Origin of the sequence: Dryocola boscaweniae (assembly GCF_025215095.1) — a bacterium.
GTDB lineage: Bacteria > Pseudomonadota > Gammaproteobacteria > Enterobacterales > Enterobacteriaceae > Dryocola > Dryocola boscaweniae.
On record NZ_JALHAP010000075.1, the window covers coordinates 96,476 to 111,957 of the forward strand.

Here is a 15,482-nt window from a genome sequence, read left to right on the forward strand (position 1 = left end):
CCGCCATCCGACATCAGGGAGTTCAAATTCAAATGACGATTGAATTACCGCAACCCGAATACAGCCGCAATATGCGGCTTATCGGCCACAGCGATCAGGGCGGCCGCCCGGACGGCGTGCAGGTGATGGTACATCGCGGCTACGCGTATATCGGCCATATGGTGTCGCAGGGCTTTTCGATTGTCGACGTGCGCGACCCTAAAAATCCTCAAGCAGCGGGTTTCGTGCCAGCGCCGCCGGGGACCTGGAATGTGCATCTTCAGGCCCATGACGATCTGCTGCTGGTGATAAACGCCCGCGATCTGTTCGCCGATGCGCGTTTTGCGGACGAAAAGGTCTATTACACCCGCGCGGTGGGCGAAACCGTCAGCGACGTGCAGGACAAAGGCTGGAGCGCCGGACTGCGAATTTTCGATATCTCCACGCCGGACAAGCCGCGTGAAATCGGCTTCCTGTCGCTTAACGGTATTGGCATTCACCGCTGCTGGTACGTCGGCGGGCGCTGGGCTTATGTTTCAGCGCTTATCGACGGCTTTAGCGATTATATTTTTCTGACGGTCGACCTGGCGGACCCGCGCAATCCCCAGGTGGCGGGAAACTGGTGGCTGCCAGGCATGAATACCGCCGCAGGCGAAACGCCAGACTGGCCGGAAGGCAAACGCTACGCGCTGCACCACGCGATTATCAGCGGCGACACGGCTTACGCAAGCTGGCGTGACGGCGGGCTGACGCTGCTCGACGTGTCTGACCGCAGCCAGCCGCAGCTTATCAGCCATCGTAACTGGAGCCCGCCGTTTGGCGGCGGCACGCATACCGCCCTGCCGCTCCCGGACAGGGATCTGCTGGTCGTGCTGGATGAAGCGGTGCTGGATAATCAGGAAGACGGCGAGAAGCTTATCTGGGTGTTCGATATACGCGATAAATCGAATCCGGTCAGCATCGCCACCTTCCCGCAGCCGGACGAAATTGATTACGTGGCAAAAGGTGCGCACTTCGGCCCGCACAATCTGCACGAAAACCGGCCCGGCAGCTTTATCAGCTCAACGCTGATTTTTGCGACTTACCAGAATGCGGGCGTGCGGGCTTACGATATCTCTAATCCCTACCGGCCAGTTGAAACCGGCGCGCTGGTGCCCGCTGCGCCAGAACGCATGATGGATACGCGTCCCGGTCGTCCGCAGGTGATTCAGTCATGCGATGTGTTTGTGGATGCCCGGGGAATCATTTACAGCACGGATTATAACGGCGGGCTTTCGGTGATTGAGTATCTGGGGTGATGTCTGTTGGCGGGGTCATTGTCGGATGGCGCTGGCGCTTATCCGACCTACAAATCCCCGGCATTGTTGGATGGCGCTGGCGCTTATTCGGCCTACAAAATCCCGGCAATGTAGGGTGGATAAGCGCAGCGCCATCCACCTTTTTAATCTAATCCCTACCCTTTCTGCCGGACGCGGGCAATAAACTGCTCGACGTTCTCAACCTGTCCGGCAATCAGAATCAGATATTTGCCCAACTCAATGGCGTGGCTGATGCACGCGACGCGCATTTCATCATCTTCAATCGTTTCAAGATCTGCCACATGCGACATGCCCACCGTACGGCGAATAAGCTCCGTGCCGCAGTAGCCGATGGCATCTTTCCAGACGCTTTGCAGGAAACGAGCGGCGTAGCCCGGATAAGCCAACGCTGCGTCGCGAGTTTCTGTGCGTGCAAGCGTTTCAAAACGTTCTGCAAAAGTAAGCCACAGCTCGCGGATATCCTGTAAGCGCTGCTCACGGAAGGCGGCGGCATCACGCGGGCCAAAGTGCCCCGGCTGGGCGCAGTAGTTCAGCAGCAGGTTACCGATAGCCGTGCCGATATCAAAACCAATCGGGCCAAAGTAACCGAACTCAGCATCAATAGCTTTCAGACTGCCCTCGGCGACAAATATTGAGCCGCTGTGAATATCGCCGTGCAGAAGAGCTTGCGCCGCCGAGAAGAAGCGATGCTTCAGCCCCGCCACAGCGATTTTCAAATCGTCGTCGTTGCGCAGCGCGGCAACCTGCGCTTCCAGCTCGGCTGGATAATTATTGCGGGCGTGATCGATAAACGGATCGTTAAAGAAGAGATCTTCGGTGATCTCGCACATTTCAGGATTAATAAAGCGGGCGACCTGGGCTTTTTTGTCATGGGGATGCAGGCAGAAATCGGAGGTATGGAACAGCGTCCGGGCCAGATATTCCCCAAGCTGTGTCGCCGCCTGCGGATAATACACGCCGCTAATCAATTCACCGCGCCAGATGCGGTGGCTGGAGAGGTCTTCCATCACCATTACCGCAAGGGCCGGATCGTAGTGCAGAATCTGCACCGTGTGCTGCGGGCTATGTTTGTAATGCTCCACCAGCGTCTGCGCTTCTAAACGCGCGCGATCAAGGGTTAACGGCCAGGATTCACCCACGCAACGAACATAAGGCAGCGCCTGTTTAACAATAATGCGGCTCACGCCTGCGGAATCGAAGATTTTAAACACCAGGTTCAGGTTACCGTCGCCAACTTCCTGCGCGTCCACCAGGCAGGCTGGATTGGCCAGTCCGCCAAACTCTTGAGCATAAGCCACCGCGTCGGCTGCGGTAAACGTGCGGTATTGCGGCATTGCCGGTTCCTCTTCGAAATAAGTTAAATAAGCCGTGCAGACGTCTATACATCCATGAGGCATGTTGGCACAATACGAAGCATCAACGCAACATGGATTTAACACGCATGCATAATTTAAAAACAACCAGCCTGCACGTTCGCGATAATCAACTGTGGATCCTCGATCAGCAGGCGCTTCCTCAACAGCAAAACTGGCTGCCTGCGCATACCGTCGATCTGCTTGTCGGGCATATTCACGCCCTGCGCGTGCGCGGTGCGCCGCTGATTGGTCTTTCAGCAAGCCTGCTCCTGGCCCTGCTTGCTGAAAACGGCCTGCCGAAAGCCGAACTGGCGCAGGCGCTTGAAATCCTGCGTGCATCGCGTCCTACCGCCGTTAACCTGATGAACAATCTGGATCGTATGAAACAGGCGCTGGCGCAGGATGAGTTCGTTATTGCATTGAGCACGGAAGCGCTGCGTCTGGTGGAAGAAGATAAGATTCTCTGCAAGAACATCGCGCTGGCCGGTTGTGAGCTCGTTAAACCAGGCAGCCGGCTGCTTACGCATTGCAATACCGGCGGGCTGGCGACAGCAGGCGTTGGCACCGCGATCGGCGTGATTCACAGAGCATTTGAGCAAGGCAATGTGGCAAACGTATGGGTGGATGAAACCCGCCCGTTGCTGCAGGGAGGACGCCTTACCGCCTGGGAATTAGGCGAGCTGGGCATCCCCTACCAGCTAATTTGCGATTCGATGGCCGCAAGCCTGATGGCAAAGAAACAAATTGATGCCGTATGGGTCGGTGCGGATCGCATCGCCGCCAACGGTGACGTGGCGAATAAAATCGGCACCTACAGCCTGGCGGTGCTGGCGAAATATCATGATATTCCGTTTTACGTTGCCGCGCCGCAAACCACGCTCGATTCAAACTGCCCGAACGGCGACGCCATCCCGATTGAACAGCGCTCCGCAGCAGAAGTGACAGGTGTCGCAGGCAGCTTCGGTGCGTTGCAATGGGCGCCGGAAAATGCGGCGGTTTATAATCCCGCCTTCGACGTCACGCCTGCCGGATTAATCAGCGGTTGGGTTCTGGACACCGGAGTAGTGACGCCGGAAATGGTTCGGGATGGGGTTTTTCGCGGCTAGTTGTCAGGTAACTTTGTGCTCAATAATTGGTCTACGTCAGGGCGCAATAATTAACATGGAATGATTGAGATGACACGATATGATATTTCCAGTAGTGAAGGCCGCTATGCTGCAAATCCAGATACGCAAGTGCTGGAAAACAAGCTCGGTTTATTCGACATCGAAGAGATTAACGGAGCCGAGTTAGTCCTGTTGGAAAAGTTGTATCAATCAATTTTTGAAGATAATTTCCCGCAATCTGTCATCACCGTAGATATGCTTAAACACTGGCATTACCGCTGGCTTGGGAATATCTATGAATGGGCCGGTTTCGAACGTTCTGTCAACATCAGCAAGGGAGGATTTTTGTTTGCCCCCGCAGCCCAACTCCCCAAGCTTTTAAACAGCTTTGAAACTGAATGCTTAAGCCAGTTCACCCCCTGTAGCAGCATGGGCAGAGATCGCATCATTGAGGCTATAGCCATCACCCACGTGGAATTAATCCTCATCCACCCCTTCCGGGAAGGCAACGGGCGTTTAGCACGATTACTCGCTGATGTTATGGCTGTACAGGGAGGTTTTGGGCCACTGAATTACCGATCCTGGGAAGAAAACAGATCCCAGTATATTGCAGCTATTCACGCAGGATTAAGTATGAACTATGAACCCATTAAACATTGGGTTCAACGGGCTTTTGAGGCTGACTAAAGAGCGAGATGCAGATGGGAAAATTTTTTACGCTGCTTTTTAAGCATGCCTTCAACCTCATTAGACGTCTGACCGGTTTCAATGGCCGTTGAGGTCACAACAGAACGCTCGATCTGCGCATGAGAAGGCTTGGTGTATGGCTTTTCGATTTTTTTGCTGTTCATAGTTCCCCCATTGCGAATGGTAATTATACGCCAAAAACGCAGTTTATGAAATCACCACTCTTATCCTTCAAGGCAGCTTCGGATAGGCATCCGCAATCGCGTCGCCGGTAAAATTCGCAATCCAGCCCTCAGGGTTATCAAAAATACGGATGGCGGTGAAGTGCGGCTGAGAACCCATATCAAACCAGTGCGGCGTACCTGCGGGAACGGAAATCAGATCGTTCTTCTCGCACAGGATCTGATAAATTTTGCCGTCCAGATGCAGGCAAAACAGTCCCGCGCCTTCCACAAAAAAACGCACTTCATCTTCGCCGTGCGTATGCTCGGAGAGAAACTTACTGCGCATCACTTCTTTTTGCGGATTGTCCGCGCGCATGCTGATCACATCCCAGCTTTGATAGCCCTTCTCTGCTACCAGTTTATCGATGGCATGCTGATAGGCATCCAGCACCGTTTGTGGTTCCGGGTTTTGCCCAAGGTCGCGGTCGGCTTCCCAGCGTTCGAAACGCACGGCTTTAGCATTGAGTTGCTCACGGATAGCTTCGGCATCGGTGCTGTGCCACACCGGCTCGGAAGCCTGAGTGTCGGTGAAAATGGTCAGTGCGCTCATGAGGAAAATTGCTCCAGAGTTATCTCGTCAAAACGGTTTACCTGATGGTGAACACTTTCCGTGTCCGCATCGCCACGAATTAACTGTACGGTATGCCAGCCCGCCTGTTGCGCGGCATCCAGCTCCTGGCGAATATCCGACAGGAACAGCAATTCGCCTGTCGGCTTACCAATCTGCGCGGCGATATTGCGATACGATTGCACGTCGCGTTTCGCGCCGACGTGGGTATCGAAATAGCCGCTGAACAAAGAAGTTACATCGCCTTCATCGCTATAACCAAATAACAATTTTTGCGCGTTTACCGAGCCCGAGGAATATACATACAGCGCCGCGCCCTGCTGCCGCCAGGCCTTAAAAGCGGGAAGCACGTCCGCGTAAAGATGGCCGGTAAAATCGCCGTTCACGTATCCATCACGCCAGATAAGGCCCTGAAGCGCTTTTAACGCGGTGGATTTTCGATCCTGGTCCATAAAATTAAATAAAACTTCAGTCAGCCGTTCAATATCGGCTTCCGGTTCGTCAATCTCCCTTCGCAAATCGGCCAGGGTCGTCTGAATGCTTTCTTCATGCTGATGCTCACGCACGAAACCAGCCAGACGCTCGCGGGCGTACGGAAAGAGAACGTTATGCACAAAACTGATGTCGCTGGTAGTGCCTTCGATGTCGGTGACGATTGCGCGGATCATGTTCTCTCCAGCAGACGGCGCTGCATTTCACATTCAAATAAAAATTCCAGGCCTTCAAGATGCTGACGGGCCTGCGCGACGTTTTTTCCCCAGCAGGTTAGCCCATGACCACGCAGCAAGAAGCCGTAGCGCAGCGGATTTTCACACGCGTAGTGCTCAATACGGCTCGCCAGTTTTTCGATATCCTGGTCGTTGTCAAAAATGGCAATCGGCAGCGTATCAAGGTGCGTCGTCTGGCCGCTCAGAGACTTCTGCATTTCATAACCCTGCAGGATTAGGACGTCTGATTTCTCCACCCGTGACAGCACGGTCGAGTTGACGGTATGGGTATGCAAAACGGCGCCCGCATCCGGGAAGAGTCGATAAATAAGAGTGTGTAATCCTGTTTCCGCTGAGGGTTTACGGCCGGAAGGCGCGCGATTGCTGGCGATTTCCACCCGGATAAAATCGTTAGCCGTCAGGCTGCCTTTATCTTTGCCGGATTCACTAAGCAGGCAGTGAACGTCATCTTCCCGCATCGACATGTTGCCGCTGGTTGCCGGCGCCCAACCTTTTGCGCCTATCCAGTGACAGGCCGTTACGAGTTCGGCGAGTTGCAGATGTGCCGTCATATCCTTCCTTATATGCAGGTGCGATGTCGCTATATCGTTATGGTTTAGACGTCTAAGCGTCTTGATTGCCAAAGCTTAACATCGACGTTATAGTCCAGCAACACAAGGAATACACGCATCACGTTAAAGGTCGCAGAATAATGAGCCAGAACCCCTTGATTCCTGAGAGCAAATTGCCCGCACTCGGCACCACCATCTTCACGCAAATGAGCCAGCTTGCGCAGCAGCATCAGGCCATTAATTTATCCCAGGGCTTTCCGGATTTCGACGGTCCTCGTTATTTGCAGGAGCGCCTCGCTTTTCACGTGGCTAACGGCGCAAACCAGTATGCGCCGATGACCGGCGTGCAGGCGCTGCGCGAAGCCATTGCCGATAAAACCGCCGGGCTATACGGCCATAAACCTGATGCAAATACCGATATCACGGTAACAGCCGGGGCGACAGAAGCCCTTTACGCGGCCATTACCGCGCTGGTTCGCCCTGGTGATGAAGTGATTTGCTTTGACCCAAGCTACGACAGCTATGCTCCGGCCGTGACGCTTTCCGGCGGAGTGCTCAAACGTATCGCCCTGCAACCGCCTTTTTTCCGCGTTGACTGGGAAGAGTTCGCCACATTGCTTAGTCCGCGCACGCGCCTGGTTATTCTGAACACGCCGCACAACCCATCGGCAACGGTGTGGCGTAAAAGCGATTATGCGGCGCTCTGGCAGGCAATCAAGCAGCATGAAGTTTATGTTTTGAGCGATGAAGTTTACGAGCACATTTGCTTTGCCGAAGAAGGTCATGCCAGCGTGCTCGCCCATCCGCAGCTTCGCGAACGTGCAGTTGCCGTTTCTTCTTTTGGCAAAACGTTTCATATGACAGGTTGGAAAGTAGGCTACTGCGTGGCGCCAGCGGCGCTTAGCGCCGAATTGCGCAAAGTGCATCAATATCTGACTTTCGCAGTGAATACTCCGGCGCAGCTTGCAATCGCGGATATGCTGCGCGCGCAGCCCGAGCATTATCGTGAATTACCGGATTTTTATCGTGCCCGACGCGACAGATTTGTTCAGGCGCTGGCGGACAGCCGCTTTGAGATACTGCCGTGCGAGGGAACCTATTTCCTGCTGGCGGATTACAGCGCGATTTCGGATCTGGACGACGTGAGCTTCTGCCAGTGGCTGACCAAAGAAGTAGGCGTTGCGGCGATTCCGCTGTCGGTGTTCTGCGCCGATCCGTTCCCGCATAAGCTGATTCGCCTGTGTTTTGCGAAGCAGGAAGCGACGCTGGATGCGGCGGCTGAACGTTTGTGTAAGGTTTAATTGAGGAGCGGTGGATGGCGCTGGCGCTTATCCACCCTACACGAATCCCAGATCGGGTATGGGTAATGCCGCCCGCACCTGGCAACCGTAAGTCGGGTATGCGTAGCGCTACCCGACTTCATTAAGCCGCCGGCACCACTTTAATATTCTCCATTCCAATCCCCAGCTTGCGCGGTTCATGGCCGAGGATATTGCCTTCATTGGATAACTGCGGCTCCGGTGGAATAATTTCCAGCGTATTGCTGCGCTCCGGGTTATCGAAATGCAGCGTGGTGGTGCTGAGCTCTGCGCCAAGCGTCAAAGTTTGCTGTTGATTGCCCACTTTAACCGGCACCGGTTTACCGGCGTTTGGCCCGAAGGCCTTGGCGGTGATGACCAGATCAAATTTCTCCGGCAGCGGTTCGGCATATTCAATCTTCACCTCCGGCGCCAGATTAGCATTAGACCAACGGCCCCAGTCCTCAGGACGTGAGATGCCGGTAAACTGCTTCACGTTAAGCGGCGCGCCCGGCACGCTGAAGATAAAACTATCGGCCTGATAGCGAATCGCGTTTTCATCAATTCTCAGCGTCGCCACGTTATGATTGAATCTGTCTTTATCGAGCAGCTCATCAGCGAATTTCACCTTCTGCTTATCAATTTGGGCTTCCACAAGGTGCACCGAAGGCTTGCCGCCTAGCTGCCCCTGCGACACGCATAATCCGGTGGAAAGCGCCAGTTTCGGCTCCCACAGACGCGCCATCTTGAAGCAGCGGTCAACCCAGATAAATTTATCTTTAACGCTAAAACCAGCCAGTTGATAACGCAGCGGCGCGGAATATTCGCTTTCCGGCAGCGGCTCAATTTTGTCTTCCGAAATACGCAGCAGCAAAGGCATTTTGAAATGCGCCCCGGAGAAGCTGAAAGTATTTTTCTCCCGTTCGATGGTGTATTCCGTGATGGTTTTCGGGAAGTTCCACAGGTCGATAACGTCCGGTTTCCACTCAAGGATCTTATCTTTGATATTCAGAAAGACGGAAGAGAGCGACTCGCCAGAAATACTGCTGCGGCCAAGACCGATATAGTTGTCGCCGCCCAGAATATCCAGCACCGTTGCGCCGTTATCCATCGTGCTGCGTTTCACCGGAATTAATTTAGCTTCAGGTTTATCGCCCCGAATAATAAAGAACAAATTATCTCGCTCCTGCTTATTCAGGTAGGTATAAGCCGTGTTGTTCATTGCCAGATGATCGGAAGAAACAACAATCACCGTATTTTTAAAATACGGCGAGGCTTTAATTTTTTCGATTAATGCCGCTACGTGTTCCTGGCTGCAGGCTACCGCGCTAAACGACTGGTTAACTTTGCCGTCGAAAGTGTAGCTGCGACGGTTGCAGGTTTTTGAAATAAACCCGTCCGGATGGTGGGTATCCACCGTCAGCGTGAACAACGAGAAGCGTTTATTGGCTTTCGAAAGCTCAATGAATTTCTCGTAAACCTCGTCCAGCACCGTGTCATCGTAATAACCCCAGTTATTTTTATAGCTCGGGTCGGCCACCATTGTTTTCAGCTCCTGTGCGCCGTACATATGGTCGAAGCCGTGAGACTGTAAAAAGACGTCTTTGCCGCCAAAGCGCAGGTCCGCGCCCTGCATAAAGTAGTTTTCATAGCCGGAGGCTTTCAGGATATCGCCAAGGCAGACGTTTTTCGGGAAGATGCTCGACACCGATGCCGACGAGTTGCCTTCAAAAGGCGCAAACAGCGGAATGCCGCACTGGGAGGAAACCATCCCGGCAATGGTATAACCGGTGCCGGGAAGCTGGCCTGTGTGGCTGAAATCCAGACCGGAATCCTTCAGGCCGGTTAATTCCGGGGCGAGATCGGGGAATAATTCCGGCTGGAAATAGGTACGCTCAAGACTTTCACCGTAAATATAAACCAGGTTCAGCTTTGGATTATTAATGACGCCATGCGGGACTTTATAATAAGCGTCAAAATCGGACTCCCCGTTGCGGGTCTGAGTTTTTACTAAATCAACGACCTGGCGGAACGCGGAAGACGCATCCACGCAGGCCAATGCCAAAACCACGGCCAGCAGGCTGTAGCCAAAATGATGAGGATGGTTTTTACGGCGACGCAAAATCCACGTCAGCAAACCAAAAATAACCACCAGCCCCGCCAGCACGCCCAGGCCCGGAAGAATGTACTTGCCGATGCCCGCGCCCGTCAGGCTGCTGGTTAGCGTATAAAGTACGGCGTCGTTGATCCCGTCGCCGGTAAAATAGTTACTGGCGACCAGCGTCACATTCAGGATGATATAAAGAGTTAAAATCAGCAGAATAGAGCCAAACCACCAGATATTTCGTCCGGCTTTTACGGCGTAAACAGCGATAGCTGCCACAAACAACACGATTGAAAGCAATTCTGACAACTGCCCGCCCCTCACTAAAATGGACGCCCACCCGGCGCAACGCTTGCTTCAGAGGAATTCTGAGCGCTCAATCTAGCCCTGAAGACACAGCGTTGCAATTTGTCTGTCACAAAAGTGTGCTGCGTTTCGGAATTGTTGAGTATTTCCCCTTTATAGGAAAAGTCTATTGCAGCCATTGATACTACGATTGCCCGACAGATTGACCCTCCCACCGCTTCGATGCTGTAATTCCCGCGCTGTTATGATTTTTTAAAGTGGAATTGTAACGCGCAACATTAAGAGGCCACCCCGCAACGGGTGGCCTTTTTCTTTTGCGGCAATCGCTTTGTAAGGTATGACTTATTGATTCAATAAAACCTACCCATTAGAGTTGAGCGCCCAACTTCGGTACCTTTCTCCCATCGCAAAACGGAGGAAGTTCAGATGTCTTTAATTAATACCAAAATCAAACCATTCAAAAACAGCGCTTTTAAAAACGGTGAATTCATCGAAGTTACCGAGCAGGACGTAGAAGGTCGCTGGAGCGTATTCTTCTTCTATCCGGCCGACTTTACCTTTGTATGCCCAACTGAACTGGGCGACGTGGCTGACCATTACGAAGAATTCCAGAAATTGGGCGTAGATATCTATTCTGTTTCTACCGACACCCATTTCACCCACAAAGCATGGCACAGCAGCTCTGAAACCATCGCGAAGATCAAATACGCGATGATTGGCGACCCAACCGGCGCGTTGACCCGCAACTTCGAAAACATGCGTGAAGACGAAGGTCTGGCGGACCGCGGTACCTTTATCGTTGACCCACAGGGCATCATTCAGGCTATCGAAGTGACTGCGGAAGGCATTGGCCGTGACGCGTCTGACCTGCTGCGTAAAGTGAAAGCGGCTCAGTACGTAGCTTCTCACCCAGGTGAAGTTTGCCCGGCTAAATGGAAAGAAGGCGAAGCAACTCTGGCTCCGTCTCTGGACCTGGTCGGCAAAATCTAATTTTTCTTCGGTTTTTGCTCCATAGCTGCGTTGGCTTCACTCTCGCACCCCGGTCACTTACTTATGTAAGCTCCCGGGGACTTAAGAGTTCGCCGCCTTACTCTGAAGCAAAATCCTTTGAAAAATGGTCATTAAGCGGGTGCGGTTTTGCACCCGTTTCAATCCAAATCCCATGATGCAAGCTGCATTCAGGCCGCCCGGTTAAGGCTGCTTGCATGATGATGTTTTATGAGAGGGAAGAACAATGCTCGACACAAACATGAAAACCCAGCTCAAGGCCTACCTTGAGAGACTCACTAAACCTGTTGAGTTGATTGCAACTCTGGATGACGGCCCTAAGTCATCGGAGATTAAGGAACTGCTGGCAGAAATCGCTGAATTATCTGACAAAGTCTCCTTTAGCATTAATAACGACCTGCCGGTGCGCAAGCCGTCATTCCTGATTACTAACCCAGGTTCCGATAAGGGCCCGCGTTTCGCCGGTTCCCCGCTCGGCCACGAATTTACTTCTCTGGTGCTGGCGCTGCTCCAGACCGGGGGACACCCGTCGAAAGAATCTCAGGATCTGCTTGAGCAAATCCGTGAAATCGACGGTGATTTCCATTTTGAAACCTATTACTCGCTCTCCTGCCACAACTGCCCGGACGTTGTGCAGGCGCTGAACCTGATGAGCGTCCTTAATCCGCGCATCAGCCACACCGCCATTGACGGCGGCGTGTACCAGAACGAAATTCAGGAACGCAATGTGATGGGCGTGCCTGCGGTTTACCTCAACGGTAAAGAGTTCGGTCAGGGCCGTATGACGCTCGCGGAAATCGTCGGCAAAATTGATACCGGCGCCGAAAAACGCGCGGCTGCAGCGCTGAACAAGCGTGAAGCCTACGACGTGCTGATCGTCGGCAGCGGCCCTGCGGGCGCGGCGGCGGCGGTTTATGCGGCGCGTAAAGGCATTCGCACGGGCTTAATGGGCGAACGCTTTGGCGGCCAGGTTTTAGATACGGTTGATATCGAAAACTACATTTCCGTGCCGAAAACAGAAGGCCAGAAGCTGGCCGGCGCCCTGAAAGCCCACGTTGACGATTACGATGTGGACGTTATTGATACCCAGAGCGCAAGCAAGCTGATTCCTGCTCAGGCCGAAGGCGGTTTACACCAGATTCAAACGGCCTCTGGCGCTACGCTTAGCGCACGCAGCGTTATCATTGCTACCGGCGCAAAATGGCGCAATATGAACGTGCCGGGCGAAGATCAGTATCGCACCAAAGGCGTAACCTACTGCCCGCACTGCGACGGTCCGCTGTTTAAAGGCAAGCGCGTTGCGGTTATCGGCGGCGGCAACTCCGGCGTGGAAGCGGCTATCGATCTGGCCGGGATTGTCGAACACGTTACCCTGCTGGAGTTTGCGCCAGAGATGAAGGCCGACCAGGTGCTGCAAAACAAAGTTCGCAGCCTGAGCAACGTCGATATCATCCTGAACGCGCAAACGCTGGAAGTGAAAGGCGACGGCAGCAAAGTTACCGGCCTGCAGTATAAAGACCGCGTGAGCGAAAGCGTTCATGACGTGGCGCTGTCCGGCATTTTCGTGCAAATCGGCCTGCTGCCAAACACAACCTGGCTTGAAGGCAGCGTTGAGCGCAACCGCATGGGCGAAATCATCATCGACGCCAAATGCGAAACCACCGTGAAAGGCGTGTTTGCCGCGGGCGACTGCACCACCGTGCCTTACAAACAGATTATTATCGCCACCGGCGAAGGCGCTAAAGCCTCTTTAAGCGCGTTTGACTATCTGATTCGCACCTCGGTTCCAGAATAAGACAAAGACTCACCTGCAAAATCCAAAGCGGCTTCGGCCGCTTTTTTATTGCCTGCCGCTTCCCTTACCCATTTTTAGGTATAAGAATTAACGGGTTAAGGGCACCCAGCGCAACGTTACGCAAACGAAGAAGTGATACGCTGCTTTCTTAAGACCCCTGTCGATCCTCAAATAACCGCATCGCTCATTTTGTCGGCAGCGACATGCACCTGGTTATTTGTATCTATAAAGGCAAACTTATGAAGCGAATCATTATCCCCTCTCATTTTATCCACACGCGCAGCACGCCTTTCTGGACAAGGGAAACCGCACCGCCCGGTATCTGGAAGCGCCATCTCGACGCCGGTACGCGGCAGGGCGTTTATCCCCGCTTATCAGTGATGCAGGGTGTAATCCGCTATTGCGGCTATGCTGATGAATTCAGCCCGGAACCGGTTGAAACCTTCGTTATTGAGGCTGGCCAGTTCGGCGTTTTCCCGCCCGAGATTTGGCACAACATTGAAGCCTTAACTATTGATGTTTTATTCAACGTTGATTTTTACGTTGATCCGCAAATTCTGCTCGAGGAGTAAGGTTTAAAAGATGGACACTAGCGAAGAAAATAAAGGTTATACGCTGGCCGTGATGAACCGTAAAACCGGAACCGTCGCCGAAAAGATTTATTTGAAGCCGATGGCGCTGTACGTGCCGTCCGTCGCCGCCGCAGCCGTTGCTACGCTCGTGGAGAGCATTGGGCCGTCTGATGATTGCACAGTTTGCGATACCGGCTACGCGCTCAGCGTCACTAATAACAATAACGGCGTCTCGGTAGATAAAGACTTTAAGACGCTGGCGCAACTGGCGGAGCCGGACACCGCCGCCGATGCGGTAAAAGATCTTATTAATATCGTGCGCGGCTATGACGACGACGAAGAGCACAACGTTTGCGGCTGGTAGCTCGCCTTTAGCGTTCCATGCCTGATGTAAAAAGCGCCTTTCTAAGCTGCACCCATAAAAAACTGCACCTTACTAAGTTGACGTTCAACGTTTGGGGTGCAGTGCATTTCGGGGGCTTACAAAACCGTTACTTTCTGCGCCAGGTGGTGCCCTGCGGGCCATCTTCCAGCACAATCCCCATCTCGTTTAAGCGGTCGCGCGCCTGGTCGGCCAGCGCCCACTCTTTTGATTTCCGGGCATCGTTACGCTGTTTAATGAGCGCTTCAATTTCGGCAACTTCCCCGTCGTCCGCCTGCGCGCTGCTTTGCAGGAAGGCTTCCGGCTCCTGCTCCAGCAGACCCAGCACGCCGGAGAGCTGACGCAGCGCCGCTGCAAGACCGTTTGCCGCTGGCAGGTCTTCTGTCTTCAGGCGGTTAACCTCACGCGCCATATCGAACAGCACGGAATAGGCTTCCGGCGTGTTGAAATCATCGTCCATTGCTTCGCGGAAACGGGCTTCGAATGCTTCGCCGCCTGCTGGCTGCGCGGTGTTGTCCGTGCAGCGCAGCGCGGTGTAAAGACGCTCCAGCGAGGTGCGAGCCTGCTTCAGATTTTCTTCGCTGTAGTTTAGCTGGCTACGATAGTGGCCGGACATCAGGAAGTAACGGATGGTTTCCGCATCGTAGTATTTCAGCACGTCGCGCACGGTGAAGAAGTTGCCCAGCGATTTGGACATTTTTTCGCGGTCGACCATCACCATGCCCGAGTGCATCCAGGTATTCACATACTCGCCGTCGTGGGCGCAGGTGGACTGGGCGATTTCGTTTTCATGATGCGGGAACATCAGGTCTGAGCCGCCGCCGTGGATATCAAAATGGTTGCCGAGCTGTTTGCAGTTCATGGCGGAACATTCAATGTGCCAGCCAGGACGGCCTTCGCCCCACGGAGATGACCAGCTTGGCTCGCCCGGCTTGGACATCTTCCACAGCACAAAGTCCATCGGGTTGCGCTTCACGTTCGCTTCAACTTCAACGCGCGCGCCAGCCTGAAGCTGATCCAAATCCTGGCGAGAGAGTTTGCCGTACGTCGGATCGGTTTCAACAGAGAACATCACGTCGCCGTTGGAGGCCACATAAGCATGGTTACGCTCGATAAGCTGTTCAACAATTTCGATGATTTCAGGAATATGTTGGGTCGCGCGCGGCTCGCTGTCCGGACGCAAAATGTTCAGCGCGTCGAAATCGGCGTGCATTTCGGCCACCATGCGGTCGACCAGCGCAACAAAATCTTCGCCGTTTTCGTGGGCGCGTTTGATAATTTTGTCGTCAATATCGGTGATATTGCGCACATACTTCAGCTTAAACCCAAGAAATCGCAGATAACGCGCAACCACATCGAAGGCGACAAAAGTACGGCCATGGCCGATGTGACACAGGTCGTAAACGGTAATACCACACACGTACATGCCGACTTGCCCGGCATGAATAGGTTTGAATTCCTCTTTTTGACGAGTCATTGTATTAAAGATTTTTAACATCA

At 53.4% G+C, this 15,482-nt stretch carries 15 protein-coding genes; 8 read left to right on the top strand and 7 right to left on the bottom strand.

The window, feature by feature from the left end; genetic code table 11:
- Positions 1-32: 32 nt before the first annotated feature.
- Positions 33-1,277: an LVIVD repeat-containing protein gene (locus MUA00_RS07460; RefSeq protein WP_271122469.1), complete on the top strand. Its 1,245-nt coding sequence runs from the start codon at positions 33-35 to the stop codon at positions 1,275-1,277.
- A gap of 155 nt (positions 1,278-1,432) precedes the next feature.
- On the opposite strand, the gene mtnK is transcribed toward MUA00_RS07460, so the two are convergent.
- Entirely contained in the window at positions 1,433-2,632 is a 1,200-nt protein-coding gene (mtnK, locus tag MUA00_RS07465) for an S-methyl-5-thioribose kinase (RefSeq protein WP_271122470.1), read from the bottom strand.
- A gap of 107 nt (positions 2,633-2,739) precedes the next feature.
- Here mtnK and mtnA point away from each other — a divergent pair, with 107 nt between their 5' ends.
- Both mtnA and MUA00_RS07475 read left to right on the top strand, forming a co-directional pair.
- Entirely contained in the window at positions 2,740-3,759 is a 1,020-nt protein-coding gene (gene mtnA, locus MUA00_RS07470) for an S-methyl-5-thioribose-1-phosphate isomerase (protein WP_271122471.1), read from the top strand.
- Positions 3,760-3,828: 69 nt separating this feature from the next.
- Positions 3,829-4,446: a Fic/DOC family protein gene (locus MUA00_RS07475; protein WP_271122472.1), complete on the top strand. Its 618-nt coding sequence runs from the start codon at positions 3,829-3,831 to the stop codon at positions 4,444-4,446.
- On the opposite strand, the gene MUA00_RS07480 is transcribed toward MUA00_RS07475, so the two are convergent.
- The 4 genes from MUA00_RS07480 to MUA00_RS07495 all read right to left on the bottom strand — a co-directional run bounded on the left by MUA00_RS07480 (position 4,443) and on the right by MUA00_RS07495 (position 6,517).
- Positions 4,443-4,610 carry a hypothetical protein gene (locus MUA00_RS07480; RefSeq protein ID WP_271122473.1) on the bottom strand — a complete coding sequence of 56 codons (168 nt, stop codon included), beginning with the start codon at positions 4,608-4,610 and terminating at the stop codon, positions 4,443-4,445. The genes MUA00_RS07475 and MUA00_RS07480 overlap by 4 nt on opposite strands.
- Positions 4,611-4,677: 67 nt before the next feature.
- Positions 4,678-5,220, bottom strand: a complete 543-nt coding sequence (locus MUA00_RS07485) for a 1,2-dihydroxy-3-keto-5-methylthiopentene dioxygenase (protein WP_271122474.1) — start codon at positions 5,218-5,220, stop codon at positions 4,678-4,680.
- Complete coding sequence (gene mtnC, locus MUA00_RS07490) at positions 5,217-5,906, bottom strand: acireductone synthase (RefSeq protein WP_271122475.1); 690 nt, start codon at positions 5,904-5,906, stop codon at positions 5,217-5,219. The genes MUA00_RS07485 and mtnC overlap by 4 nt, the downstream gene beginning before the upstream one ends.
- On the bottom strand, positions 5,903-6,517 hold the full coding sequence (locus MUA00_RS07495; RefSeq protein WP_271122476.1) for a methylthioribulose 1-phosphate dehydratase: 615 nt from the start codon (positions 6,515-6,517) through the stop codon (positions 5,903-5,905). Before MUA00_RS07495 ends, mtnC begins: the two co-directional genes overlap by 4 nt.
- Positions 6,518-6,657: 140 nt before the next feature.
- Here MUA00_RS07495 and MUA00_RS07500 point away from each other — a divergent pair, with 140 nt between their 5' ends.
- On the top strand, positions 6,658-7,818 hold the full coding sequence (locus MUA00_RS07500) for a pyridoxal phosphate-dependent aminotransferase (protein ID WP_271122477.1): 1,161 nt from the start codon (positions 6,658-6,660) through the stop codon (positions 7,816-7,818).
- A 121-nt stretch (positions 7,819-7,939) separates the two neighbouring features.
- On the opposite strand, the gene opgB is transcribed toward MUA00_RS07500, so the two are convergent.
- On the bottom strand, positions 7,940-10,228 hold the full coding sequence (gene opgB / locus MUA00_RS07505; RefSeq protein WP_271122478.1) for a phosphatidylglycerol--membrane-oligosaccharide glycerophosphotransferase: 2,289 nt from the start codon (positions 10,226-10,228) through the stop codon (positions 7,940-7,942).
- A 423-nt stretch (positions 10,229-10,651) separates the two neighbouring features.
- Here opgB and ahpC point away from each other — a divergent pair, with 423 nt between their 5' ends.
- The 4 genes from ahpC to MUA00_RS07525 all read left to right on the top strand — a co-directional run bounded on the left by ahpC (position 10,652) and on the right by MUA00_RS07525 (position 13,964).
- Positions 10,652-11,215, top strand: a complete 564-nt coding sequence (gene ahpC, locus MUA00_RS07510; protein ID WP_271122479.1) for an alkyl hydroperoxide reductase subunit C — start codon at positions 10,652-10,654, stop codon at positions 11,213-11,215.
- A gap of 244 nt (positions 11,216-11,459) precedes the next feature.
- Positions 11,460-13,028 carry an alkyl hydroperoxide reductase subunit F gene (gene ahpF / locus MUA00_RS07515; protein ID WP_271122480.1) on the top strand — a complete coding sequence of 523 codons (1,569 nt, stop codon included), beginning with the start codon at positions 11,460-11,462 and terminating at the stop codon, positions 13,026-13,028.
- A 239-nt stretch (positions 13,029-13,267) separates the two neighbouring features.
- On the top strand, positions 13,268-13,600 hold the full coding sequence (locus MUA00_RS07520; RefSeq protein ID WP_271122481.1) for a DUF1971 domain-containing protein: 333 nt from the start codon (positions 13,268-13,270) through the stop codon (positions 13,598-13,600).
- Positions 13,601-13,610: 10 nt separating this feature from the next.
- Positions 13,611-13,964 (top strand): DUF1869 domain-containing protein, encoded by a 354-nt coding sequence (locus MUA00_RS07525; RefSeq protein ID WP_271122482.1) that lies wholly within the window; start codon positions 13,611-13,613, stop codon positions 13,962-13,964.
- A gap of 127 nt (positions 13,965-14,091) precedes the next feature.
- Here the strand turns inward: MUA00_RS07525 and cysS are convergent, their stop codons facing one another.
- The gene (cysS, locus tag MUA00_RS07530) at positions 14,092-15,480 is read right to left on the bottom strand and encodes a cysteine--tRNA ligase (RefSeq protein WP_271122483.1); all 1,389 of its coding nucleotides are present in this window, start codon (positions 15,478-15,480) and stop codon (positions 14,092-14,094) included.
- Between the last annotated feature and the right edge of the window lie 2 nt (positions 15,481-15,482).